The sequence below is a fragment of the Mesobacillus persicus genome, from assembly GCF_900109925.1.
Lineage (GTDB): Bacteria > Bacillota > Bacilli > Bacillales > Cytobacillaceae > Mesobacillus_B > Mesobacillus_B persicus.
Window position 1 is genome coordinate 121041 of sequence record NZ_FOBW01000013.1, and the last position, 24351, is coordinate 145391.

General features: G+C 43.0%; 24 protein-coding genes. 19 read left to right on the top strand and 5 right to left on the bottom strand.

Annotated features, from left to right (window positions below):
- Positions 1-33 precede the first annotated feature (33 nt).
- From BMX30_RS17155 to BMX30_RS17190, 8 genes are all read left to right on the top strand, one after another.
- The gene (locus BMX30_RS17155) at positions 34-1266 is read left to right on the top strand and encodes a molybdopterin molybdotransferase MoeA (protein ID WP_090748635.1); all 1233 of its coding nucleotides are present in this window, start codon (positions 34-36) and stop codon (positions 1264-1266) included.
- A gap of 14 nt (positions 1267-1280) precedes the next feature.
- Positions 1281-3200 (top strand): molybdopterin biosynthesis protein, encoded by a 1920-nt coding sequence (locus tag BMX30_RS17160; protein WP_090748570.1) that lies wholly within the window; start codon positions 1281-1283, stop codon positions 3198-3200.
- A 28-nt stretch (positions 3201-3228) separates the two neighbouring features.
- Positions 3229-3693, top strand: a complete 465-nt coding sequence (locus BMX30_RS17165) for a molybdenum cofactor biosynthesis protein MoaE (protein WP_090748572.1) — start codon at positions 3229-3231, stop codon at positions 3691-3693.
- A complete protein-coding gene (gene moaD, locus BMX30_RS17170) occupies positions 3686-3919 on the top strand; it encodes a molybdopterin converting factor subunit 1 (protein WP_090748574.1) in 234 nt (77 codons plus the stop codon). The genes BMX30_RS17165 and moaD overlap by 8 nt, the downstream gene beginning before the upstream one ends.
- Before the next feature lie 282 nt (positions 3920-4201).
- Positions 4202-5221: a thiazole biosynthesis adenylyltransferase ThiF gene (locus BMX30_RS17175; RefSeq protein WP_090748576.1), complete on the top strand. Its 1020-nt coding sequence runs from the start codon at positions 4202-4204 to the stop codon at positions 5219-5221.
- Positions 5222-5799: 578 nt separating this feature from the next.
- Positions 5800-6474, top strand: a complete 675-nt coding sequence (locus BMX30_RS17180) for a uracil-DNA glycosylase (protein ID WP_090748578.1) — start codon at positions 5800-5802, stop codon at positions 6472-6474.
- 95 nt (positions 6475-6569) lie between these two features.
- The gene (locus tag BMX30_RS17185) at positions 6570-6959 is read left to right on the top strand and encodes a YwdI family protein (RefSeq protein ID WP_244532640.1); all 390 of its coding nucleotides are present in this window, start codon (positions 6570-6572) and stop codon (positions 6957-6959) included.
- 275 nt (positions 6960-7234) lie between these two features.
- On the top strand, positions 7235-7606 hold the full coding sequence (locus tag BMX30_RS17190) for a DUF423 domain-containing protein (protein WP_090748580.1): 372 nt from the start codon (positions 7235-7237) through the stop codon (positions 7604-7606).
- A 51-nt stretch (positions 7607-7657) separates the two neighbouring features.
- Here BMX30_RS17190 and gerQ read toward each other — a convergent pair whose 3' ends face one another.
- On the bottom strand, positions 7658-8167 hold the full coding sequence (gerQ, locus tag BMX30_RS17195) for a spore coat protein GerQ (protein ID WP_244532642.1): 510 nt from the start codon (positions 8165-8167) through the stop codon (positions 7658-7660).
- Between the two features lie 262 nt (positions 8168-8429).
- Positions 8430-9176: a hydrogen peroxide-dependent heme synthase gene (hemQ, locus tag BMX30_RS17200; RefSeq protein ID WP_090748582.1), complete on the bottom strand. Its 747-nt coding sequence runs from the start codon at positions 9174-9176 to the stop codon at positions 8430-8432.
- 274 nt (positions 9177-9450) lie between these two features.
- On the opposite strand from hemQ, the gene pta reads away from it, so the two are divergent.
- Both pta and lipL read left to right on the top strand, forming a co-directional pair.
- Positions 9451-10431 carry a phosphate acetyltransferase gene (gene pta, locus BMX30_RS17205; protein ID WP_090748584.1) on the top strand — a complete coding sequence of 327 codons (981 nt, stop codon included), beginning with the start codon at positions 9451-9453 and terminating at the stop codon, positions 10429-10431.
- 124 nt (positions 10432-10555) lie between these two features.
- Positions 10556-11401, top strand: a complete 846-nt coding sequence (lipL, locus tag BMX30_RS17210; protein WP_090748586.1) for an octanoyl-[GcvH]:protein N-octanoyltransferase — start codon at positions 10556-10558, stop codon at positions 11399-11401.
- Between the two features lie 75 nt (positions 11402-11476).
- On the opposite strand, the gene BMX30_RS17215 is transcribed toward lipL, so the two are convergent.
- Positions 11477-12433 carry an RsfA family transcriptional regulator gene (locus BMX30_RS17215; protein ID WP_090748588.1) on the bottom strand — a complete coding sequence of 319 codons (957 nt, stop codon included), beginning with the start codon at positions 12431-12433 and terminating at the stop codon, positions 11477-11479.
- 258 nt (positions 12434-12691) lie between these two features.
- On the opposite strand from BMX30_RS17215, the gene BMX30_RS17220 reads away from it, so the two are divergent.
- The 3 genes from BMX30_RS17220 (at position 12692) to BMX30_RS17230 (ending at position 15273) form a co-directional block, all read left to right on the top strand.
- On the top strand, positions 12692-12913 hold the full coding sequence (locus BMX30_RS17220) for a YuzB family protein (RefSeq protein ID WP_090748590.1): 222 nt from the start codon (positions 12692-12694) through the stop codon (positions 12911-12913).
- Between the two features lie 532 nt (positions 12914-13445).
- Positions 13446-14720, top strand: a complete 1275-nt coding sequence (locus BMX30_RS17225; RefSeq protein ID WP_090748592.1) for an HD domain-containing protein — start codon at positions 13446-13448, stop codon at positions 14718-14720.
- 46 nt (positions 14721-14766) lie between these two features.
- Positions 14767-15273 carry a YwgA family protein gene (locus BMX30_RS17230; RefSeq protein WP_090748594.1) on the top strand — a complete coding sequence of 169 codons (507 nt, stop codon included), beginning with the start codon at positions 14767-14769 and terminating at the stop codon, positions 15271-15273.
- 715 nt (positions 15274-15988) lie between these two features.
- Here BMX30_RS17230 and BMX30_RS17235 read toward each other — a convergent pair.
- The gene (locus BMX30_RS17235) at positions 15989-16174 is read right to left on the bottom strand and encodes a 2-hydroxymuconate tautomerase (RefSeq protein WP_090748595.1); all 186 of its coding nucleotides are present in this window, start codon (positions 16172-16174) and stop codon (positions 15989-15991) included.
- A gap of 155 nt (positions 16175-16329) precedes the next feature.
- Here BMX30_RS17235 and BMX30_RS17240 point away from each other — a divergent pair, with 155 nt between their 5' ends.
- Together BMX30_RS17240 and BMX30_RS17245 are read left to right on the top strand one after the other, a co-directional pair.
- Positions 16330-16980 (top strand): site-2 protease family protein, encoded by a 651-nt coding sequence (locus BMX30_RS17240; RefSeq protein WP_090748597.1) that lies wholly within the window; start codon positions 16330-16332, stop codon positions 16978-16980.
- A 16-nt stretch (positions 16981-16996) separates the two neighbouring features.
- Entirely contained in the window at positions 16997-17506 is a 510-nt protein-coding gene (locus tag BMX30_RS17245) for a YwhD family protein (RefSeq protein ID WP_090748599.1), read from the top strand.
- 200 nt (positions 17507-17706) lie between these two features.
- Here the strand turns inward: BMX30_RS17245 and BMX30_RS17250 are convergent, their stop codons facing one another.
- Positions 17707-19782: a transglycosylase domain-containing protein gene (locus BMX30_RS17250; RefSeq protein ID WP_090748601.1), complete on the bottom strand. Its 2076-nt coding sequence runs from the start codon at positions 19780-19782 to the stop codon at positions 17707-17709.
- A 511-nt stretch (positions 19783-20293) separates the two neighbouring features.
- On the opposite strand from BMX30_RS17250, the gene speE reads away from it, so the two are divergent.
- The 4 genes from speE (at position 20294) to argS (ending at position 24278) form a co-directional block, all read left to right on the top strand.
- Positions 20294-21121, top strand: coding sequence for a spermidine synthase (gene speE, locus BMX30_RS17255; RefSeq protein WP_090748603.1), 828 nt, complete (start codon positions 20294-20296; stop codon positions 21119-21121).
- Between the two features lie 58 nt (positions 21122-21179).
- A complete protein-coding gene (gene speB / locus BMX30_RS17260; protein WP_090748604.1) occupies positions 21180-22052 on the top strand; it encodes an agmatinase in 873 nt (290 codons plus the stop codon).
- Between the two features lie 145 nt (positions 22053-22197).
- Positions 22198-22611, top strand: a complete 414-nt coding sequence (locus BMX30_RS17265) for a YwiB family protein (RefSeq protein WP_244532644.1) — start codon at positions 22198-22200, stop codon at positions 22609-22611.
- Positions 22608-24278: an arginine--tRNA ligase gene (gene argS, locus BMX30_RS17270; protein WP_090748606.1), complete on the top strand. Its 1671-nt coding sequence runs from the start codon at positions 22608-22610 to the stop codon at positions 24276-24278. The genes BMX30_RS17265 and argS overlap by 4 nt, the downstream gene beginning before the upstream one ends.
- Positions 24279-24351: the final 73 nt, after the last annotated feature.

A 24351-nucleotide genomic window follows, 5' to 3' on the forward strand; every position in this document is an offset into this window, starting at 1 on the left:
AGACGTTTGGTCAGAAGAAAGGGTGGAGTGGAGATGCAATTCTTTAAAGTGAAAACCGTGGAGGAAACCTTTGCCTTAATTGAGGAGAAAATCCCGAAAATTAGGGAGGTGCTCGTCTGCAACCTTGAAGAGGCTCTCCATTGCATTCTTGCGGAACCGGTTGTAGCAGCTGAGGATGTGCCAGGATTTGACCGATCAACCGTGGATGGATATGCCGTTTTTTCTAAAGATACCTATGGTTCATCCGAATCGATGCCTGGCTTTTTAAACGTCGCTGGTGAAGTGAAAATGGGGGAAGAGGCATCCATTCCGCTTTCTAGAGGGAATGCGATTTATGTTCCGACCGGAGGCATGCTCCCTCCTGGCAGCGACAGTGTATTAATGATTGAACATTGTGAGGAAATCGGCGGGTTACTAAATACGTATAAACAAATTGCCCCTGGTGAAAATGTGATACGGGCTGGCGAAGATATTCAGGCTGGAGAGGTTCTGCTTGAAGTTGGTACAAAGCTTCGTCCCCAAGAAATTGGAGCTCTAGCATCGCTTGGCATCTCGAAAGTAAGCGTTTTTCGCCCAATAAAAGCGGCGTATTTATCCACTGGAGATGAAATTGTTCCTTACGACACAGAAACCCTTGAAATCGGACAAATTCGCGATATCAATTATTTAACCGTGTCCGGACTTGCGCGTGAATGGGGCGTTGAGGTCATTTACGGCGGGATTACAACCGATGATTATGAGATCTTTTCGGCGAAGGCTCGGGAGCTATATGAACAAGCAGATATTTTAATTTTATCAGGGGGAAGTTCGGTAGGTGCCAAGGACTATACGACGGAAGTCATACAATCGCTTGGAGACCCTGGGGTATTTGTTCATGGGATAAGCATCAAGCCGGGAAAACCAACGATTTTAGCCGTAGCAGAAGGCAAGCCAGTGATTGGTCTACCGGGACATCCCGCGTCTGCAATGATTATTTTTAGATTGTTCGGTGAAAAGGTCATTAAACAGCTTCAAGGAGAACGGTTGGAGAGAAAGCCCGAACGAATTCTTGCACGAATCACAAAGAATATCGCTTCCGCACCGGGACGCTCTGATTATATTCGTGTTCGATTAGTTGAAAAGGATGGCGAATGGTGGGCAGATCCGATTATTGGGAAGTCCGGTTTGATTACAACACTTGTAAAAAGTGATGGGATTGTTGAGATTGTCTCAGAAAAAGAAGGAATCTCACAGGGAGAATACGTACCTGTTTTAGCATCGAAATGAGGGGGAGCTTAAAAATGGATGAAAAGAGATACCAGCGGAAAATTTATTTGGAAGATAAGCCTAGAGGCGAAGCGGTCAATGAAATTCTTGAAGCCGCCAGCTTGTCGCCGAAAACCGAATTCATCCCAACGAGTGAAGCCCTTGGTCGAATTACCTCGGAGCCGGTATTCGCCAAAGTTTCGATGCCGCATTTCCATGCCTCCGCGATGGATGGCGTTGCAGTGAATGCGGAGGATACGTATGAGGCTCATGAACAGCGTCCTTTACATTTAAGTAAGGGAGAGCAGTTTGTATACGTTGATACAGGAAATGCTATCCCGCAGCAGTTTAATGCGGTCATTATGATTGAGAACGTTCAAATTTTAGACGATGAAACAATTGAAATCATTGAGCCAGCTACCCCATGGCAGCATATTCGGCCGATTGGTGAGGATATCGTTCAAGAGGAAATGTTGTTTCCACAGGGGCACAGGTTAAGGCCGGCCGATCTTGGTGCTTTACTGGCTGCGCAAATTACCGAGGTACCGGTCGCAAAAAAGCCTTTAGTCACTATTATCCCGACTGGAAGCGAGCTGATCCAAGCAGAATCATCATTGACTTCTGGTAAAATAATTGAATTTAATGGAACGGTATTTGCCAACTATATAAAAGAGTGGGGCGGGGAGCCTGATTTAAAGGCGATCGTCAGAGATGAGCCAGAAAATATTAAAAAAGCGCTGTTAGATGCGGTCGAAGTTTCCGATATTGTCGTCATAAATGCTGGGTCATCAGCAGGTTCAAAGGATTATACCGTTCATATTATTGCAGAACTCGGCACCGTTTTTACCCATGGAGTGGCCACTAGACCAGGAAAGCCAGTGATTCTCGGCCAAATCAACGGGAAAATTGTTGTTGGTGTGCCTGGGTATCCAGTGTCGGCCTATTTAGCGCTCGAATGGTTTGTGAGACCGCTCGTTTGTCAGTATCTACAGATTCCAGTCCCAAAAAGGCAAACATTAGAAGTGAAACTAGGTCGTCGCATTGTTTCGACAATGGGAGCAGAGGACTTTGTTCGAATGAATATCGGCTATGTGAATGGACAATTTATTGCCAATCCGCTTACGAGAGCAGCAGGAGTAACGATGTCGCTAGTAAGGGCAGATGGCCTTCTCGTTGTATCTCCTGATCTTTTAGGTTATGAGCAAGGGGACACGGTTGAGATTGAATTACTTCGCCCTCTTGAAGAGATTAGAAATAGCATCGTCTTTTCAGGTAGCCATGATTTAACGATTGACTTGCTTTCTTCTCAACTTAAAAGACAGCGGAATGACATGAGAATTGTTTCTTCCCACGTAGGCAGCATGGCTGGTGTCATGGCAATTAGAAAAGGGGAAGCCCATGTAGCGGGCATTCATTTGCTTGACCCGGAGACGAAGGAATATAATGTTTCCTATGTAAAAAAACTTCTTGCCGGTCAAGAGGTCGTCCTTTATCCATTTTTGAAGAGAACCCAAGGATGGATTGTTCCAAAAGGAAATCCTTTAAAAGTCAACGATGTAGCTGGTTTAGCAGAGGCTCAAGCTGAGTATGCGAACCGGCAGAAGGGGGCAGGAACAAGAATTCTCTTTGATTTACTTTTAAAAGAACAGAGAATATCCCCAGAACAAATTAATGGGTATGACCGTGAAATGTTCTCGCATTTAAGTGTAGCAGCGGAAGTAAAGGGGAATGAAAAGGCCGCCGGTCTAGGAATTTACCCAGCCGCAAAAGCGATGAATCTAGACTTTATCCCAGTCGCGGACGAATCGTATGATCTATTAATGACAAAAGCCTTCTTTGAAAGTGAACAAGGTCGTTGGCTTGTATCAATTATCCAATCAGAAGCTTTTAAAATAGAAGTAGATAAAATTGGAGGCTACGCAGTCGCTAGTGATGCAGAGCCGATTTATATTTAGATTAACCAGAACCTTGAGGTGAATAGAATTGATGTATGAAATAGCAAAAGAAAATATCGACATCCAATCGGTGATAGATAAAGTCGTACAACGCGAAGCAGGCGCCATCACAACATTCATTGGAACAGTAAGAGAATTGACAAAGGGAAAGAAAACCCTATTTCTCGTATATGAAGCCTATGAATCGATGGCCGTTAAAAAGTTAGAGCAAATTGGCACTGAGATTAAGGAACGCTGGGAAGGCGCGGAAGTTGCGATCACTCACCGTGTGGGTAGACTTGATATTACCGATATTGCCGTGGTGATTGCTGTATCAACGCCGCATCGTGCTGATGCTTATGAAGCGAACCGCTATGCGATTGAAAGAATCAAAGAAATCGTCCCAATCTGGAAAAAAGAGCATTGGGAAGATGGCCAAGAGTGGATTGGAAACCAATTAGAAACCGTATCATACCCAACCGGAAAACCAGAGGAGGGTGACTTAAATGAATAAGATCTTGTTTTTTGCCCACTTGCGTGATGAAGTCGGGGAAGAATCCGTTCAATTAGAAGTAGCCGGGAAGACAGTTGCCGAAGTGAAAGCAATCGTGGCTGAACAGTATAAGGTTGCTAAGCTTGACACCGCGATGACGGCAATCAATGAAGAGTTTGCCCCAAACGAAGAAGTCATTCAAGATGGAGACGTTATTGCTTTAATACCGCCAGTAAGCGGAGGCTGATGTCTCCGTGTTTTTCTTTTTGGGTGTTTTCTAAAAGGTCTTTTTTGGCTGGGTCAAAGGGCAATGTTTAATTTTAAGCAGGTTGATTGGAGCGGAAGGCACGAAGACTCCTGCGGGAGTGCAAGGCCAAGGGAGACCCCACAGGAGCGTGAGCGACGAGGAGGCTCCCGGACTGCCCGCGGAAAGCGAAGTGCCTGGAGCGGAAATCAACAACCCTGTTTATCCTCTCCTTAAGTCCTTAAGGAGAGCGAAAAAATACCTTTATAATGGGAGGAATTCTCCATGTCAAATAGATATTCACGCCAGACACTATTTCCTCCAATTGGCAAGATGGGGCAGGAAAAAATCAGGACAAAGCATGTGTTAATCATAGGGGCAGGTGCCCTTGGCTCTGGAAACGCGGAAGTGATGACTAGGGCAGGGGTAGGCAAGCTGACCATTGTAGACCGTGACTATGTGGAAGCGAGTAATCTTCAACGTCAACAGCTTTATACAGAGGAAGATGTCGCAGAGAAGCTTCCAAAAGCTGCTGCTGCGGAAAAACGCTTAAAGGCAATCAACTCAGAGGTCGAGATTCAGTCAATCATCGGGGATGCAACTCCTGAGATGTTAGCCGAGCTTGCTGGAGATGTCGATTTAATCATTGATTCGACCGATAACTTTGAGACAAGAATGGCGATTAATGATATTGCTCAGAAATATCAAATTCCATGGATTTATGGGGCATGTGTGGCAAGCTTCGGGATGAGCTTTACGATTATCCCTGGAAAGACGCCATGTTTAAACTGCTTGTTAAAAACAGTGCCAATCCAAGGGTTAACATGCGATACGGGTGGCATAATCGGACCGGCTGTACAAATGGTAATAGCTCACCAAACAGCGGAAGCCCTAAAGATTCTAGTTGAGGATTGGGAGGCAGTGAGAACTTCCTTCGTTAATTTTGATATGTGGCGGAACCAATACACAAGTATGAAGATGTCACGTGCGAAGGATCCAGGTTGCTTATCATGCGGAGAGCATCCAGAGTATCCTTATCTAGAGGCAGAAAATATGACGAAAACGACGGTCTTGTGCGGAAGGGATACAGTGCAGATTCGACCACCACATACCGAAGGCGTCGACTTAAAAGATATGGCTGGGAAACTGAAGGCACTCGGATATGAGGTGAAAGGAAATCCCTATCTTCTCTCTGCAGAGTTAGAGGATAATCGCTTCGTCCTATTCCAAGACGGACGGGCCTTAATTCATGGCACAAAGGACTTAGCCCAGGCAAAGAGTTTATATAATCGGTTATTAGGGTAATCCAGATAAAAAATAAAATAGGCGGAAAAGTTCCGGTTAATTTAGAAATAGTGGAGAAAATAGCTTAAAAAACCGGAGAGATTCCGGCTATTTAAGTTTAAGCCCTATATTTATTGGCGAAAAGAGCCATATATAAAATAAAAGACCTCTACCCAACAGGATAGAGGTCTTTCGCGTTATACATCCACTTCAATGGCTTTTAGACTTGGATTTTATCATAAAGATATGACTTTGTTCTAATGAGGTTTTGAGGGTAGGTAGAAGCTTCATATAGGGTCATTTATGAAGGCTTGGGTGTGCCTCGCTAACCCCTTTTATTCGAACTGGTATATTACTATTGTCAGTAAATTTAGGTATTTATTGATATACATGGATAAATCACAGTTAATCCCTGCAGATGATATCTACAAAGTATGGATTCTTAGTAATACTTCTGTATGGCCGCATTTCCTATACGATGGGAATTAATAGAAAACCATTACACCAGATCAACAATCAAGAAGGAATCGTACCTGATTTCTGTTAAAATAGAGGTTGTTTTAAACCAAGCTTATCCATAGATTGAGAGGGAAGAAAGCATGCACCATAAGAGTTTACATAACCACTGGGGAGAGGTTCTTCACGAGGAGTTTACTAAACCATATTATCAAAAATTACAGGAATTCTTGGTAAAGGAATATGCAGAGCAGACCGTTTATCCTGTAAAGGAAGATATATTTAACGCATTAAACTATACAGATTATGAGGATGTAAAGGTGCTTGTTCTTGGACAGGATCCGTATCATGGTCCTGGGCAGGCCCATGGATTAAGCTTCTCTGTTAAACCAGGTGTGAAAATTCCCCCTTCATTAAGAAACATTTTTAAAGAATTACAGGCGGATGTAGGGGTCAGTCCGCCTAGTAATGGGTACTTAACAAGATGGGCTGAGCAGGGAGTGCTGATGCTGAATACGGTACTCACAGTTCGAGAAGGAGAGGCAAATTCCCATAGAGGTCAAGGTTGGGAACAGTTAACAGATAGAGTAATTATTGAGTTAAATTCACGTGAAAAGCCGGTCATTTTTCTGCTTTGGGGAAGGCCAGCGCAGGCGAAACTAAAGTTGATTGACCGGAAGAAACATATCATTCTTACCTCACCACATCCTAGTCCGTTATCTGCTAGCCGCGGATTTTTTGGAAGCAAGCCTTTTTCTAAAATTAATACTTATCTCCGTGAGCAAGGTGAAAAAGAGATTGATTGGGAGCTCACCTAAATCTTCGACATGTTCCACGTGGAACAGACAAAATTCCGTACAGTTTGTCTAATTATGGTCGATGAAACGTGTGAATTTTGAGGAACTAAGGTAAAATGGAAACCAAGAACGAAATCATAAAGCGTGGTGATACCGTGAATATTTCACTTCAAAAACTTCTATCAAAAATGGATGCGGAGCTTAAGAGTGCAAAAAGTGCAGAGTCTGAGTCGGCATTGCGAGAGCGAATCCACTCACTTAAAACCTTGTGTGAACTCGTCCTAGATGAACCACAAAATATGGTAGTACCAGATCGGCCACAACATGCCGTTCAACAAACATACAGACCAAGTGTACCAACAGAGGCTACCTTTCAAAACCAAAATGTTCCCTATCAAATACCACCAGTGATACAACCGCAGCCACAACCAACCACCATGCCAAATCAAGCAAAACGAATTGATATGGAAGATGGTGCCAATGGCGATTCGTTATTGGATTTTTAAGATACTGGCTTTGTATTGGTCAATTTTGATTCTGCACAGGTTGATTGGAGCGGAAGGCGCTTGACTCCTCGAAAATGAAACTACACATTTTCTCGTGCGTGGGCTGATTCAGGATGCTAGTCAGAGTCCTGCGGGAGCAGCGGGACAGGTGAGACCCCACAGGAGTGCAGCGACGAGGAGGCTCACCGCCCGCCCCGCGGAAAGCAAGCGCCTGGAGCGGAGATCAACATACTTAGTTATAAGAGCCTTAAAATAAAAATGGGGGAGAAATCAATATGAAACTATTTATTATTATTGGGGCCGTCAATGCTTTTCTTGCAGTAGCCCTGGGAGCGTTTGGAGCTCATGGATTGGAAGGGAAAGTTGAACCAAAATATTTAGAAATATGGAAAACAGGCGTAACATACCAAATGTTCCATGCAATCGGGATTCTAATTATTGGGATCTTGTTGGGCAATCTTCCGGCGACGTCCTTGCTCACCTGGTCAGGTTGGTTAATGCTCATCGGAATTGTGATTTTCTCCGGTAGTTTATATATCCTTACCTTAACGAAAATTGGCATTCTTGGAGCGATTACTCCACTTGGAGGAGTATCCTTCCTCGTTGCTTGGGTTTTGCTTATCATTGCAGCTATAAGATATATGTAAAAAAAGAAGCTCTGCAGTTCATTACTGCAGAGCTTTTGTTATGGATGTTATTTAACGTGGTGGGTAAGCAGTTAATCCACTTGCACCCCCGAATGGGTAATCATATTCTAGTTCCTCATCAAATGTCACATAATCGAGGTAAACCATTAATAGTAAGTAACGCATTCCTGTTTGTGGATCACTCAGGATGAGATGGTCTCTTCCTGCTGCCTCAATAATCCCTTTGAAAATTCTAGAATTCCACTCTTGACTAGCGTCAAAGCTCATATACACGGTTGCTAGTTTGCCTTTGTTCAGGCGCAGGATGTTTTCAATATAAGATGCTTCAATTGGCAGCATCCCTGGGACTTGCACACCCGTACCACCTGCTGATGGTGATACGCCAGCGGGTGGTACCGTCGGGGTAGGCTGTTGATATGGATAACCCCCGGCCTGCGTAGGAGCATAGCCCTGCTGTGCAGGGGCATACCCTTGTTGTGGCTGCTGACCAGCAGGTGCTTGCGGTGTATAGGCTTGCGGATACATTTGAGCATTATAATATGGATAATTCGATTGACTCATCTTTTTCCCTCCTGATTGAAAAATTAGTCCCGAAAAATAGGAAGATTCATTTCACTATTTCAACTTTATGGAGGGAATGAGAGAATTATGACTAAAAAGAATCCGAACAATCGGAAAAGCCCGGTACGGCGGGACAAAAAGTTTTTCAGTCTTTTTTGTTAACGAGCACTTCAGTTGACCAGGGTGATTGGATTGGAAATCAACACACTAGGTTAACAGAGCCATATAAAAAAGCATCTAGAGGTTCTAGATGCTTTTTAGCTTAATTTACACTTAAAAATGATTCAACACGTTCAACGTCAAGAAGGTTACCGACAAAGAAGGCACCGAATTCACCGTAACGCGCACTGACTTCATCAAAACGCATTTCATAAACGAGCTTTTTAAATTGAAGGACATCATCCGCAAATAAGGTAACGCCCCATTCATAATCATCAAAACCAACAGAACCAGTGATAACCTGCTTCACTTTTCCTGCATATTGACGACCAATCATCCCATGGCTGTACATTAGCTTCTTACGATCTTCCATAGGAAGCATATACCAGTTATCATTTCCTTGGCGACGCTTATCCATTGGATAGAAGCAAACATGCTTTGCTTTCGGTAGCTCAGGATATAGGCGAGCACGGACATGCGGATTCTCGTATGGGTTTTCACCATCAGAAAGGTAATTGCTAAGTTCGACAACGGAAACATAAGAATGAGCCGGAACAGTATATTCAGCCAGCTTAGACTTATTGAATTCGTTTTCAATCTCATTTAGCTCTTCCATTGTAGGACGAAGAATCATCATCATAAAATCAGCTTTTTGTCCAACGACGCTGTAAAGAGCGTGGCTACCTTGTTTCTCGTTATGAACCTTTGTCCATTTTTCAAGAAGACCTAGAAATTCGTTAATAGCTACCTGGCGCTCTTCGCTAGGAGTCATTTTCCAAGTCGTCCAATCGATTGTACGGAAATCATGCAAACAATACCAACCATCAAGCGTTTGTGCTGCTTCACTCATTTATCTCACTCCTAAAATCGATAATTTACAACAATACTATATCATAGTTTTGCCATTCGTCATGCGGTTAACACCTTAGGTTCATTGTAAGAATCGAATCATGGAGAAAATTAGGATAGTTTAGTGCGTTTATGTAAATAATGAAGAGGGCTTTAATGTAATTTTTTTATAAAATTAACAAAAGTTAAACTTATTGTCGAAAAAGGAAACATTCTTGAATTTTAAGTTTGGTAAAGTATGCTAGGGAAGTATAGTTTTTAGAGGAGGATTTAAAATGAGTGATTTGTTTACCGGTCTAAAAGAAAAAGTGAGCGGACAAAATCTCCGCATCGTTTTTCCAGAAGGGCTGGATGAGAGAATTTTAACAGCAGCCGGACGTCTTGCTGCTGATGGAGTAATTACCCCAATTTTAGTAGGGAATATTGAGGAAATTCAAACGAAGGCAAGTGGTCTAGGTGTTGCACTTGACGCTGTTGAAATATACGATCCTGCTAGTTTTGTGTTTATGGACGAGCTTGTTGCTTCTTTCGTTGAAAGACGAAAAGGAAAGGCAACAGAGGAACAAGCTAGAAAAATATTGTTAGATGAAAACTATTTTGGAACAATGCTTGTACATACAAACCGTGCAGATGGACTTGTTAGTGGAGCTGCCCATTCAACGGCGGACACGGTAAGACCTGCTTTACAAATCATTAAGACAAAAGAAGGCGTACGTAAAACTTCTGGTGTGTTCATAATGGTTCGAGACGATGAGAAATATGTGTTTGCTGATTGTGCCATCAATATTTCGCCAGACAGCCAGGACCTAGCAGAAATTGCAATTGAAAGTGCAAAGACGGCAAAAATGTTCGATGTCGATCCGCGCGTTGCGATGCTCAGCTTCTCTACAAAAGGATCAGCTGTTTCACCGGAGACGGAAAAAGTATCCGCAGCCGTTGTTGAAGCAAAGAAACGCGAACCAGAGCTTGTGCTTGACGGGGAATTCCAGTTCGATGCAGCCTTTGTTCCTTCAGTGGCAGCGAAAAAGGCACCGGATTCTGTGATCAAAGGGGATGCGAATGTATTTGTCTTCCCTAGCTTAGAAGCAGGGAATATTGGCTATAAAATTGCCCAGCGTTTAGGTAATTTTGAAGCAGTCGGTCCAATCCTCCAAGGCTTAAACCGTCCAGTAAACGACCTTTCCCGTGGGTGTAGCGAGGAAGATGTTTATAAACTTGCATTAATAACAGCTGGTCAGGCACTTGCTGCTAAATAATTAGTCGGAAACTGGTTTTCTTTCGGGGAAACCAGTTTTTTCTGGTTGTTCACCCAAATTTCTTCCCAATCAATAAAATGCTATAATAGCAAGGTTATTATTTATTTTTAAAGGAGAATCACAAATGGATGAGGCGCTTCAATTATTGCGTCAGGCTCGTTGGAGATTGATCGACCAATCGGCGATGGGACCACAGTTTCACGCACTCCAATCGTTCGCGACTGATGATACGCTTTGTGAGTCGGTCGGAGCGGGGCAATCGCCTGCAGTGGCAAGAGCGTGGGTCCATCATCAGACGATTGTGCTTGGCATTCAGGATACAAGGCTTCCGTCCTTACAGGAGGGTTTACAATTTCTCGAACAGCAAGGGTATCAATACATTGTTCGGAACTCCGGTGGATTGGCCGTGGTTCTTGATGAGGGTGTGCTGAACATTTCATTAATTTTACCTGAAGCTGAAAAGGGAATTGACATCAATCGTGGCTATGATGCGATGTGGCTTTTAGTAAAAAAGATGTTTTCTGATTTTGATATAGAGATAGAGGCACGCGAAATTACTGGATCATACTGTCCGGGGAGCTATGATTTAAGCATCGGCGGCAGGAAGTTTGCGGGCATTTCCCAGCGGCGCATGAAGAAGGGAGTCGCAGTTCAGATTTACCTTTGTGTGACAGGAAGCGGTAGCGAGCGCGCCGAGGTCATTAGGCAGTTTTATGGGCATGCTAAAAATGGACAAGACACAAAGTTTCACTATCCAGAAGTAAAGCCGGAAGTGATGTCGTCTTTGTCAGAACTACTTGGCACGCCACTAACGATTCAAGATGTGATGCTGCGCTTTATGACGTTTTTAAATCAACATAGTCAGGAATTGATTTCTGGACAACTGCTCCCAGAGGAGTTTGAAAAGTTTACCCACTATTATGATAGAGTGATTGAGCGGAACGGCAAATTTCTTGAACAGGCAAAATAAAAGACAGGTCGTAATTCACGGCCTGTCTGATATATGAGATGGTGTTGCCTGCTCCTACTCCATATATGAATGAAATTACTCCGCAACTTTTTCGAGATTCCCATTGCGGTCCATTTTAAATTTTGTTGCTGGGCGATCCTCTTCTTCATCAAATAACACAAGTTTACGGGCACGGTTCATAATTTTCATCAGTGTCTCGTAATCTTCTTGCATCGTTGTGGCGTTATCTTCGAGGCGCTTAACTTTCCCCTTAAGTGCGTCATTTTCCTTCCTTAACGTCACGATTTCACGCATTAATCTTTCATTCTCACTCTTAAAGATATCCGCGTGGAAATTGGTACTGTTTAAGTTTTGCAAATAAGCAATCACATGGCCAAGGGTTAGTCCTGAGGCTGTTGTGCGAGTTGGTTGCATTGGTTGTTGTACAGGTTGCGGCATTGAAGCAACAATCTCTTCTTGGGAAGTCTGTTTCTGAGGCACTTCAACCTCTTCCATCGTTAAGTCTTGTTCTAATTCAGAAGTTTCTGAGACTGCATCCTCCTCTTCAGAATCGGAAGAGCGATCAGATTCTTTTAAAAGCAATGACTCTTGTAAATCTTGTAGTCCGTCTAGCCCAAAAGCATCCTGCATTTCTAGTGTATTCAATGAACTATATGATTCTGTGGAATCTACCTTTGGCTCCTCGACCTCGGGGGTGAGTTCACTAGACATCTCTGTTGATTGTTGAATTCCTAGGTCATCAAACGATGGAACTGGCGGTGAATAAAGTAGCTTCTTCTTCCCACCTTGGTCTTTTCCCAGAATTCTTTGTCGTTGCTTGCGTTGTTTTTTCGCAAGCTGTAACGCTTTTTCGTACTGATGGCGGACAACCGCATTCCATCTGAAACCACATGCAGCTGACGTGCGATCAAGTTGGTCACCAACTTCTTCAAAAGCGTTCAACTGGGTACTTCCTTCACGAACATGTCTCAATACAGTTTCAGCAAGCAATAAATCGTTTTCCTCCGTCCAGGCATCCTGGCGAACTTTCATATTCTTCAACTCCCTTTAAAAAATCCCTTAATGAATGAAGTTCTAGTCAAAGGATGTCCCGTTTTTAAAAGGTTTATACATTCCTGATTAAAAGGATAGTAGATTTTTTCCATTTTTTCATAGAAAGGCCAAGTTGCAATCGACGAATGGAAGAGGTAAAATACCTTTTAGTGAAAAAAATTCGACATAATATACGTAAGCGTCTGAGCCAACGCTTATAAACCATACAGAACTTTTATATAGAAAGGGTTGTCATAAATGGCAAACGAATTTCGTGTTTGCGACGATTGTCAGGCCGTAAACCTTAAGACATTGATTCCACGCTTAAAGGAAATAGATTCAGAAGCAACGATTGATATTAGGTGTCAATCATACTGCGGCCCTGGACGTAAAAAAACCTTTGCGTTCGTGAATAATCGCCCCGTCGCTGCTCTGACCGAAGAAGAGCTAATGGAAAAAATCGAAAAAAAACTTAAATAAAGCAGGAACAACAGCTTTTAAAAAAGAAATATCAATAGAGTCATCTTTAAGCCACTAGCATAAAGGTGACTTTTTTATTTTATTTTGGGCTTTGTTAAAGGGCATTGCTAATTGTACTAACCGTTGATTGGAGCTCCAGGCGCTTGACTCCTCGAAAATGAACTACACATTTTCTCGTGCGTGGGCGTATTCGAGGAAGTTATTCAAAGTCCTGCGGGAGCAGCGGGACAGGTGAGACCCCGCAGGAGCGCAGCGACGAGGAGGCTCACCGCACGCCCCGCGGAAAGCGAGTGCCTGGAGCGGAAATCAACAACCTCGTTTAACATCTGTGTTAATCTAGTAATTTGTCAAAATTTGATTCATTGAGTTTACCCTAGTAATGAATAGGGTATGCAAATTTTAAAAGAACAACCATCCAAGATTATCCAAGGTCAAGCTGAAGTATGTTGAAATTTGCAAGATTTTGGGATGATTTGGTGATAGAAACGGTCTATAATAGATAGAGATATGTTAACGTGAGAGAAGGGAAGCAATGGACTATTCGGCGGAAAAATTACACGAAGAAAAAGTGTTTAAAGATCCTGTCCACCGTTATATTCATGTTCAAGATCGAGTGATTTGGGACTTGATTGGAACAAAGGAATTTCAACGGTTACGGCGGATTAAACAACTGGGAACGACCTTTTTGACCTTTCATGGCGCCGAACATAGCCGGTTCAACCACTCGCTTGGCGTTTATGAAATTGTTCGTCGTATCACTGATACGGTTTTCGTCGGACGTCCGGAATGGGACCAAGAGGAGAGAATGCTCAGCCTTTGTGCAGCCTTGCTTCATGATTTGGGTCACGGGCCTTATTCCCATTCGTTTGAAAAAGTGTTTGACCTTGACCATGAGGACTTTACAAAAGCGATTGTCCTTGGAGATACCGAAGTGAATCAAGTGTTATCGCGAATCTCCGCTGATTTTCCAAAAAAGGTCGCTGAGGTCATTGATAAGACCTATGAAAGCAAGCTTGTGGTGAGCCTGATTTCGAGTCAGATTGATGCCGACCGGATGGACTACCTGCAACGAGACGCCTATTATACCGGCGTTAGTTATGGACATTTTGATATGGAGCGGATTTTGCGCGTGATGAGGCCTAGAGAGGACCAGGTCGTCTTTAAGCAGAGCGGTATGCATGCCGTTGAGGATTATATTATGAGCCGCTATCAAATGTACTGGCAAGTGTATTTTCATCCGGTTACGCGGAGCGCGGAAGTCATCTTGACGAAAATCCTCCACAGAGCAAAGCATCTCCACGAACAAGGATATTCCTTCAAGCATAAGCCGCATCATTTTTATTCCTTCTTTAAAGAAGAAGTTACATTAGAAGACTATCTAAAACTAGACGAAGGCATTGTTCAGTATTATTTTCAGATTTGGCTTGAGGAAGAGGATGACGTGCTTAGAGACCTGTGTGCGCGGTTTATTAACCGAAACCTCTATAAGTATGTTGAATTTGACCCGGCCAAGGAATATAAAAAATTAACGAAGTTGTCCAAGCTTTTTGAAAAGGCTGGGATTGACCCTGAGTACTATCTTGTCGTCGATTCATCTTCCGATTTACCTTATGACTTTTATCGTCCTGGTGAGGAAGAGGAGCGTTTACCGATTCATCTTTTAATGAAAAATGGGGAGTTGCGCGAGCTATCTAGGGAATCCGATATCGTAGATTCAATTTCAGGGAAGCGCAGGACCGACCATAAATTATATTACCCAGCTGATTTAGTAGCTGGCCATGAGGAAATATGCGAGCTTCTTGATTAGTAGCCAATGGTAGAATCGGAACTTTTGAAACAGGAGTTGACTAGTTTTGTTAAAAGATCATGCAAAAATCATTCATGCAATTGCGCTTTCAGGGGAAGTCATTGGACGGAAGAAGCTGCAAAAGATGATCTATATTGCGAAGAAGATGAATTTTCCTTTTCAAGAGAGATTTCAGTTCCATTTTTACGGGCCATATTCCGAGGAGCTAACTCTCAGGGTGGAAGAGCTCTGCAATATGGGTTTTCTTAATGAAGTGAAAGAAAAGAAGGGCGGTTACTACCAATACCGCTACACGTTGACCGAGGAAGGCGAGGAGTTTCTAGGAGAGAACGATGTGGATATGCCGCAACTTGGCAATTGCCTAACCGACATCAACACACAAAATGCCAGATTCCTTGAACTCGTCTCGACGATTTTATATTTTGATAATCTTCCGCAAGGTGAAGTAAAGGATAAGGTTCAAACCGTTAAAAAAAGCCAGAAGTTCACCGACGAAGAATTCGAAACTGCGTACCAATATATTGAGAGTTTAAAAGGCCAAACCAGACAATAAGGGAAATTGTCTGGTTTTTCTTTTTGTCTTGGTTTAGGGAAGATTAAAGCTTGATTTTGTGAATTTTGGGAAAGGGGTTAGGTTTTCCTAAAATAGGTAATTGTCATTGAACATGGGGCGTGATGTGGTTGATATGGGGAATCTTTTCGGTCCAGTAAACGCCGTTGTCACAGAAATGTCGCCATTTTTTCAATAACTTCGAATAATCGATGCAAACTTGCAATAATCAATGCATATTCTCTGAAAATCAATCAATAACTCGTATTCATCAATGCATATTCCAAGCGACAATCTCAATCTAAAAAAAATAAAGGGAGGTTTTACCGTTAAATGAAGATTATAGCCTGTTTTGGGGTAAATAAGGGGAGTTTTTCCCGCTATCAAAAGAAAAATTACCTATTTTTATGTTTTCAAGTCAAATAAGGGGAATCTCTCCCTCTATTTAGGCTAGATTTCAGTGCCAATTATAAATTAAGGGGAGTTTTTCCCTCTATTTTTCAAATCAAAGTCAAAGTGCCTAACCTGATCCCCTAACCGATAAGAGCGAACTCTCACGGTCCCAAATATCTTAATTTTGTTTATAGATAAGCTAGGTATTTAGTTAGCTTAAAGTCTGTATCTTGCTGAATGAAATCAGCTGTAAAACGTCATTAATGCGCTAGTAAAACAAAAAAGGCTGACCAACATGGCCAGCTTTCATCTAAAAAACAACACTCTATTCCTCACTCAGCAGCTTTCCGCCCACTGCGTAATGATCTTTCCTTAATTCCTCGATAAAAACATAAACTTTTTCTTTTGAAGCACCGGTTGTTTCGCTAACCGCTTCAGTGACCTTTTCAACGAGGGCTTTTTTCTGTTCGTCGGTGCGTCCAGGTAACATTTCGATAGTGACAAATGGCATGATGGGTCCTCCTTCAATATATGCTAGTAATATTCCTGTTTTGAGTTTTCCATATTTTCATGAAATGTGCAAGCTGTCGTGTTTTCATTTTTATAAAAAAATAAGGTATACTTGAAGCATCTATTAGGGCCACCTAAAATAAAGGAGTTAACAATGTGGGTCTTGCGTATTCATTAGATCAGTTCATTTATGTCGCGATTACATTGGTTTTTGCGTTTACGCTCCATGAGTTTGCCCATGCATTTGTCGCCTATAAGTTTGGGGATCACACAGCTGCCAGGCAGGGAAGGCTAACCTTGAATCCAATGAAGCACCTAGACCCAATCGGGACGATTCTTATCTTCATCGCTGGATTTGGATGGGCACGGCCTGTGCCAGTGAATCGGTTCTTCTTTAAGAATCCTCGCCTTGCTGGCGTGTTGGTATCAATTGCGGGGCCGCTCAGTAATCTTTTACTAGTCATCATCGCTTTAGCCATTTGGTATGGTTTGCTTGCTGCAGGGTTTGGCCCAATGATTCCACAAGCAGGGCTTGAGTTCATCAATGTGTTTGTTTATTTGAATATGGTTTTATTCGTATTCAATTTGCTGCCATTTCCGCCGCTTGATGGGTATCGAATCATTGAGGATTTAGCGCCGGCAAACATTAGAGCAAAGCTCACGCAGTATGAAAATTACGGGATTATCATCTTTTTAGTTTTGGTCATCACGCCACTTGACCAGTATACAATCTCACCGTTGTTTAACACGGTCATCCCGTTCTTATTAGGTGGAATAACGGAGTTTTTCGTTCAAATTGTTTCTTAGCTAGGAGGTATTTTTTATGGAAGAAAAAAAGAAGAAGAGTATTGGCTTTAATATTATTAAATCGGACCCGATGGACAATCACAAAGGCTTCGGAAAAGGGAGTCTTACGTTGGATAATGTTTCCCCTGTGATCATTGATGTTGAGGAAGGCGATGCAACTGTTGATGTTGGTGCGATGCATGCACGCAGCGTGGTCGAAAAGGGAATTAAATTCTTGCCAAACCGCGATGAAGTTCCAGATGCTAAGCTTTATTGGTTAGTTTGGGTTACAATGGACCGCTCAGAAGAAGGCCCATATTATGCAGGCGTAACGGCATGTGATATGACGGTGAATCGCGAAATCCGCCGCGGCTATAAATCTTTACCAGAGCATGTGAATCGTCTAGATAAATCAATCAAACGTCACATCATTGTCGACCATATGGATGATAAAGCCAAGCAAATCCTCGTCAACTATTTGCAAACCCACGACGCTGGCATGTGGGAACGGTCACCTGAACAGTTGAAAAAGGACTTAAATGCATAAAAAGTTGTCGATTCAAGGAATTTCTTTCTTGCGTTAAAGAAAAAGACATTGTAAACTAAATGTCAACGTGACACACACGTTAACTAGGACACGAAAACGCCCGAGCTTCGATTTGAAGCTCGGGCGTTTTCCTTTTAAAGGCTTTTTCATAACTTTGTTGCTCTAGAGGACTTAATGGAACTTATTCGAAACAGCCCTTTTTAAAGGCTAAATATCCGCTTATACCAAGGTTTCTTCTCTGGCTTTTCCTCATGTTCTTTGGCCGGCTTTTTCGGGTGTTCCTCACCTGCATCAAGATGATCGGTGCAGTATTCCTGCGGCTCGGTGCCATCTTTGAAATAGGTCAGTCTTTTAACCGGACAGTTCGCCGTGGCAATCTTCCCGTTTTCAGGATTGACGAATACCCCAATTGTTCCCTTAGCTGTTTTAAAAGGTGCAGCCGGTTCATCTTCAAGCGCCTTTTCCATAAAATTAAACCAGACATTTTTACTATAAACTTTTTCTGTTGATTTCACGATGGGCTTTCCTACGTCATAGCCAGTCCAAACAGCGGTGACAAGTTGCGGGGTGTACCCAATCATCCAACTGTCTGTATTCGTGGAACCAGATTTTCCAGCATAGGGCCGGCTCATTTCATCCACCATAGTAATGCCGGTGACAGATGAATAGCCATTAAGCTTTGGATCAAACATCCCAGTTAACATATGGTTCATGACCGATGCAAGCTCAGGTTTCAAAATTTGTTTTCCACTTTCTTCAGCTTCAAACAGCACAGTCCCATCATGGCTTTCAACCCGTTCAATGAGTACAGGTTCAACGTATTGCCCGCCATTCGCGAACAGGCTGTAGGCAGAAGCCATTTCAAGCACTCGTACACCAGAAGTCCCGAGGGCAAGAGATGGCACCTGGGCCATATTGGTTGACAAACCAAACCTTTTCGCTGTGTCAACTAGCATTTCTTCCCCTAAAAACAGATGGGTTTTGACGGCATAGACATTATCGGACAACGCTAACGCTTGAGCCATCGTGATTTCGTCTTCGGCATATTTATTATTAAAATTATGTGGCGTATACTCTGAACTGCCGTCATCAAACCGGAACGTGGTCAGCTCACTTTTCATCGTCGTCGAAGGGGTGAAACCATTTTCAAGAGCAGCATAATATAAAAGCGGCTTCATGGTAGAACCAGGTTGACGTACCGCCTGCATCGCTCTATTAAACGGACTTTCCTCGTAATTCCTTCCACCGACCATGGCCTTTACATGTCCAGTTCGAGGATCCATCGCAACAAAACCTGCTTGAATCTCTGAGTCCTCTGAAATATGTTTTGCAACCATCTCTTCGGCAAGTTGTTGCTGTTCTAGATTCACAGTGGTATATACTTTTAACCCACCTAAAGCAATCGTTCGATCATCGAGCTTCAGCGTATACTTTAATTCTTTTTGAACAGCATCCTGAAAATAGGGGGCCTGCCCAACGGAGTCTCGTTGGTGTTTACCGACTAGCTTTAATGGTGCCTCAGCTGCTTCATCCGCCTCCGCCCGACTGATATACTCCTTTATTTCCATTGACCGTAAAACGACTGCCTGTCGGTCGTTGGCTTTCTTCTCATTCGCTAGTGGGGAGTAGATACTTGGCCCCTTAGGCACACCAGCAAGCATCGACGCTTCGGCTAGGGTTAGGTCACGAGCATCTTTACCAAAATAAAATTGACTAGCAGCCTGGACACCATAGGCGCCGCTCCCGTAATAGATTGTATTTAAATAGCCTTCAAGAATTTCATTTTTCGAATAGTTCATTTCAAGCCTAAGCGTATAAAAGGCTTCAGTTAGCTTTCGCTTCCATGTCTTTTCATGCTCGAGATAAAGGTTTCTGGCATATTGCTGAGTAATCGTACTCGCTCCCTGCACTTTTGCCATTGCTTTTATATCAGCGATAATCGCACCAGCAATTCGCTTATAATCAAATCCGTTGTGCGCATAGAAATTACGATCCTCAATGGATATCGTCGCTTTCACAAGGTCAGGCGAAATATCCTTAAGCGGCACCCAATATCGCTTCTGGCCACTGTTACTTTCACCAATAACGCTCCCGTCATCTGCCATATAAAGAGTCGATTGGGGCACAGCAAGTGGTGGTGGGCCAAGGATCTTGGCATAGCCAATAATTGAAAAATAAACAAGAAAAAATAAGGCCGCACAAATCATGCCAATAAACAGAGCAGCCCTAAAAACCTTAGCCGTCTTACGAAACCGCTGATCCGTCATAATCTCCAACACATGCACCCCCTAAAATCAAAACTATTAACCATTATGGAAAAATTTAAGACAGTTTAAACCCCTGGTGATGGATTTTTATTTAATTAGGAAAGTTGGTGTCGGTGTTTGAAAATGAAGGCCAATAAGTAGAGGATGTTTCCTTTTGTTAGGTTGTGTTAAAGGGTAATGTTATTTTCTCCGAATGTTGATTGGAGCGGAAGGCACTCGACTCCTGCGGGAGTACGGGGCAGGGGAGACCCCGCAGGCGCTGGAAGCGCCGAGGAGGCTCCCCGGCACGCCCGCGGAAAGCGAGTGCCTGGAGCGGAAATCAACAACTTTGTTGAACAGTTGCCTTTATCTATTTTAAGAAAGAAACAATTCATAGTAATTTATTCTTTCCTATTATCAAACTTTGCTCTATAATTTTTCTGTTGTACATAAAAAATGTTGTGTTTTGAAATCACTTCTTGGGGAAATATAAGAATTATTGTCAAACAATGCTTATTTTTACCGAAAGGAAGGGTTTCAAATGGGTCTTTGGTTTACAGAAAAGCAAACAGATCATTTCGGGATTACGATGAAGGTGAACCGTACATTACATACAGAGCAAACCGATTTTCAAAAGTTAGATATGGTAGAAACAGAAGAATGGGGCAATATGCTTCTGCTTGACGACATGGTCATGACATCCGTTAAAGATGAATTCGTTTATCACGAAATGGTTGCACATATTCCATTGTTCACACATCCAAATCCGGAAAACGTTCTTGTAGTTGGCGGCGGCGATGGCGGAGTGATTCGTGAGGTATTGAAGCATCCGCAAGTGAAAAAGGCAACGCTCGTGGATATCGACGGAAAAGTCATCGAATACTCCAAGAAATTTTTACCTGAAATTGCTGGGAAACTAGATGACCCACGGGTTGACGTACAAGTTGGCGACGGGTTTATGCATATCGCGGAAAGCGAAAACGAGTATGACGTCATCATGGTCGACTCAACCGAGCCTGTTGGACCGGCAGTCAATCTGTTTACTAAGGGATTTTATGCGGGGATTTCAAAAGCATTAAAAGAGGAAGGCATCTTTGTTGCTCAGTCAGACAACCCATGGTTTAAGGCAGACCTCATCCGCAATGTCCAAAAAGATGTAAAAGAAATCTTCCCAATTACACGTCTTTATGTGGCTAACATCCCAACCTACCCAAGCGGCCTTTGGGCGTTTACAATTGGTTCAAAGAAACACGATCCGCTTGAAGTAAGCGAAGATCGTTTCCATGAAATCGAGACAAAGTACTACACAAAAGAACTTCATAAAGCGGCGTTCGTGCTACCGAAGTTTGTCGGGGATTTACTGAAATAAGGAATAAGGGTTCTTTTAGAGGGCCTTTTATATAGTAGAAAGAAAGAGGGATTTGAACATGCGATTTGATGAAGCTTATTCGGGCAATGTATTTATTGCGACGAACTCTGATTTTAAAGAAAGCAAGGCTGTCCTATACGGCATGCCAATGGATTGGACGGTTAGCTACCGCCCTGGGTCTCGTTTCGGTCCAGCTAGAATTCGCGAAGTTTCCGTTGGTCTTGAAGAATACAGCGCGTACCTTGATCGTGAATTACATGATGTGAAGTACTTTGATGCGGGCGACATTCCTTTGCCATTTGGCAATCCGCAAAAGAGCATTGATTTAATTGAAGAATATGTTGGCACGCTGATGGCTGAGGATAAATTCCCGCTTGGTATGGGTGGGGAGCATCTTGTTTCTTGGCCGGTAATGAAGGCTGTTGCCGCAAAATATAAAGACCTTGCGATTATCCATATGGATGCCCACACCGATTTGCGTGAGGATTATGAAGGGGAGCCACTCTCGCATTCGACGCCAATCCGTAAAATTGCCGAGCATATTGGACCGGAAAATGTATTTTCATTTGGAATTCGTTCCGGAATGAAAGAAGAGTTCGATTGGGCAAAAGAAGTAGGCATGCATATTTCTAAGTTTGAAGTGCTTGAGCCATTAAAAGAGATTCTTCCAAAATTAGCTGGACGTCCCGTGTATGTGACGATTGACATCGATGTTCTTGACCCAGCGCATGCACCTGGTACGGGAACGGTTGATGCTGGCGGAATTACCTCAAAAGAGTTACTAGCTTCTATCCATGAAATTGCTCGTTCCGAGGTCAATGTCGTTGGCGCTGATTTAGTGGAAGTGGCACCGATTTATGATCATTCCGAGCAAACAGCAAATACGGCTAGTAAACTGATTCGTGAGATGCTCCTTGGATTTGTAAAGTAGTTTAAGGTAAACAATATTTGCCTAAAATAGAGGAGAGCTGACTGGCTTGGTCGGCTCTTTTTCCGTTTGAACTTTCTTGCGCTTTTATAAGACAATATTTATACTAGAAAGTTATAATAGAAAGATAAGTTAGGATGTGTGGTCGGTGTCTTCTAATGCCGTTGAAACAATTCCTGTAAAGGTTCATGTGAAAAACATGATTAATAAAGAGCTGTACGAACTAACTGCCTTTGGTCGCTATTCAGAAAAGGGAGCTAGTAGGTATCTTCAATACGATGAGGTCATGCCTGAAGGAACCACTCATACAACCGTCAAGGTGAAGGAAGGGGAGGTACTCATCCTTCGCAAAGGCGCAGTGGATATGAGGCTTCATTTTATTCTGGATAAAAAAACCTCTGGGAACATAAAAACAACGCACGGTCTAATGATGACGGAAGCAGATACGAAGAGGATCTTGTTAGCGGAAGGCCGGGTCGAGGTAGCTTATGAGCTTACCATTCAAGGGTCTTTAGCAGGTACATATGAGATGAAGATTGAATATGAGGAGGTATCGGAATGAACGTTGTTGAACAAGTTCAAATCAAGCTAAAAGAAGAAATTAAAGCAGCCGTTATTAAAGCGGGTCTAGCGGAGGAAGCGCAGATTCCGGATGCTGTTCTTGAACTGCCGAAGGAAAAGGCTCATGGAGATTATGCGACGAATATGGCGATGCAGCTAGCTCGTGTGGCGAAAAAGCCACCACGTAAGATTGCAGAAGAGCTTGTCGAGCATTTTGATAAAAACAAAGCTTCGATTGAAAAGATTGAAATTGCCGGACCAGGATTTATTAATTTTTATATGAATAATAGTTACTTAACGGATTTGATCGCGACGATTCTAGAAGCTGGTAACCGTTATGGTGAGACCAACGTCGGTAACGGCGAGAAGGTTCAGGTCGAGTTTGTTTCGGCAAATCCGACAGGTGATTTGCATCTTGGACATGCCCGTGGTGCCGCTGTTGGCGATTCATTAAGCAATGTGCTTGCGAAGGCAGGCTATGATGTTTCACGTGAATATTATATCAATGACGCTGGAAATCAGATCAATAACTTGGCATTATCGGTGGAAGCACGTTATTTCCAAGCGCTTGGTGAAGAGCGTGAAATGCCAGAGGACGGCTACCATGGAGCGGACATCATTGGCATCGGGAAGAATCTAGCAGAAGAGCACGGCGATAAATTTGCGAAAATGAGCGATGAAGAACGCTTTGACGCGTTCCGTAAGCATGGCTTAGAATATGAGCTTGAAAAATTAAAGAAGGACCTTGAAGCATTCCGTGTCGGCTTTGATGTGTGGTTCTCAGAAACGTCGCTATACCAAAACGGCAAGATTGAAGTAGCTCTTGAAGTGTTGAAGGAAAAAGGCCATATCTATGAAGAGGACGGAGCGACTTGGTTCCGCTCAACGACCTTTGGCGATGACAAAGACCGCGTGTTAATTAAACAAGATGGCTCATTTACGTACTTGTTGCCGGATATTGCTTACCATCAGGATAAGCTGAAACGTGGATTTGAAAAGTTGATTAATATCTGGGGAGCGGACCACCATGGCTATATCCCACGGATGAGAGCGGCGATTCAAGCGCTTGGCTATGAAGGCGATACACTTGAAGTTGAGATCATCCAGATGGTACAGCTTTATAAAAATGGCGAGAAAATGAAGATGAGTAAGCGTACAGGGAAAGCTGTTACAATGCGTGATTTGATTGATGAGGTCGGACTCGATGCCACTCGTTACTTCTTCGCGATGAGAAGCTCTGATACGCATATGGACTTTGACCTTGACCTTGCAGTGTCACAGTCGAACGATAACCCAGTTTACTATGCACAGTATGCGCATGCACGGATTTGTTCAATTCTTCGCCAAGCGGAAGAACAAGGCCTTGCGGTCGACACTAGTGCTGACTTTAGCTTAGTTGGTGCTGAGAAAGAAGTTGACCTGTTGAAGAAATTGGGTGAATTCCCACAAGCAGTGGCTGAGGCGGCTCAAAAGCGCGTGCCCCATCGTGTGACAAACTATATCTTTGAACTAGCATCAACGTTCCATAGCTTCTACAATGCGGAAAAAGTGTTGGAAATGGAGCAAAAAGAGCGTACAGCTGCACGTTTAGGACTTGTGAAGTCGGTTCAAATTACGTTGAAAAACGCATTAGATCTGATTGGAGTTTCTGCTCCGGAGAAAATGTAAAGTAGTGTAAAGGCCTTCTCGCCAATTTGTGCGGGGAGGTTTTTTTGTCTGTAAGGGTGGAGTGGTCGATACC